Below are 1338 nucleotides of genomic sequence, written 5' to 3'. Positions count from 1 at the left end.
GCCGAACTGCGAGGAGACGGCGGGCCAGCCGTAGGGCGTGGTCTCGCCGCGGTAGTCGAAACCGGTCCAGACGAACATGCCGGCCATAAAGGGGCGCTCGGCGTTGAAGCGCCAGGCCTCCTCGATGGACGCCGTCGACGCGCCGCCGGAACGCTTGTCGTAGGCGGCGACGTGCACCCGCGCCGGGTCGTCGGCGTARATGCCGCGCGTGGCGTAGGTCAGGCCTTCCTCGGTGACGACGGACGCACGCTCGGGGAAGCGCTTATGCATCGCGTCGATGTCGTGCTGCGCCTTGTAGTTGAAGCCCAGCACCTCGGAGCCCGCCGCCGTGCCTTCGGGCCCACCCGAGCTGGAGGCAGCCAGCGTGGTGGGGCGTGTCGGGTCCATGCGCTTGACGATGGTCTGCATCTCGCGCGCCAGGCGGGTGCCGATCTCGCTGTTTTCGATCGCCCATTCCTCGTTGCCCACGGACCACAGGATGACGGACGGGTGGTTGCGGTCGCGCCGCACCATGCGCTCCATCTCGTCGCGGATCTGCGGGGCCGTGCCCATCATGCGGTGCTCGTCGATGACGAGGATGCCGAGGCGGTCGCAGGCGTCCAGCAGTTCGGGCGTGGCCGGGTGGTGCGCCGAGCGGATGGCGTTTACACCCATGTCCTTGAGCATCTTCAGCCGCGCGTCATGCATGGCATCCGGCAGCGCGATGCCGATGCCGGCATGGTCCTGGTGGTTGTTGGTGCCGTGCAGCTTGACGTGCTGGCCGTTCAGGAAGAAGCCCTGGTTCGCGTCGAAGCGGAGGGTGCGGATGCCGAACGGCGTGTCGTATTTGTCGACCACCTGGCCGCCGCGCTTGACCTGCGTCGTCAGCGTGTAGCGCTGCGGCGTTTCAAGCGACCACAGCTTCGGTGCGGTCACGCGCAGCATGGCGCTGGCCTCGGCGGTGGCGTCCGCCGCCACGCGCCGGGCGGGCACGCTGCCGCGCGCGACGACCCGGCCCTCGGGGTCGCGCAGCTCGTGTTCCAGGCTAAAGGATTCGGCGGCCTTGCCGTCGTTGCGCACCGTCACGTCAACGGCCACGTCGGCGCGGTTGCCGTTCACCGTGGCGCGCACGAAAGTGCCCCAGTGGTCCACATGCAGTGGCTCGGTCTGGGTCAGCCAGACGTGGCGGTAGATGCCGGCACCTTCGTACCACCAGCCTTCCTGCGTGCTGGCGTCCACGCGCACGGCGACGACGTTGCGGCCGCCATAGTGCAGGTAGTTGCTGATGTCGACGCGAAAGCTCGAGTAGCCGCTGGCCTCGTGGCGCAGGTAGTGGCCGTTGACCCAGACCACGCTGTC

Annotated in this window: 1 protein-coding gene; it reads right to left on the bottom strand. The window is 68.7% G+C overall.

The genetic code is table 11. From position 1 onward, the window contains the following. A partial coding sequence (locus AC1DU6_RS31425) for a glycoside hydrolase family 2 TIM barrel-domain containing protein (protein ID WP_477862079.1) occupies positions 1-1338 on the bottom strand: 1338 nt, incomplete at both ends.

The organism is Roseateles sp. P5_B10 (assembly GCF_056400485.1).
The sequence above is the reverse complement of the archived record's forward strand: the minus strand, read 5'-3'. Positions and strand labels throughout refer to the sequence as shown.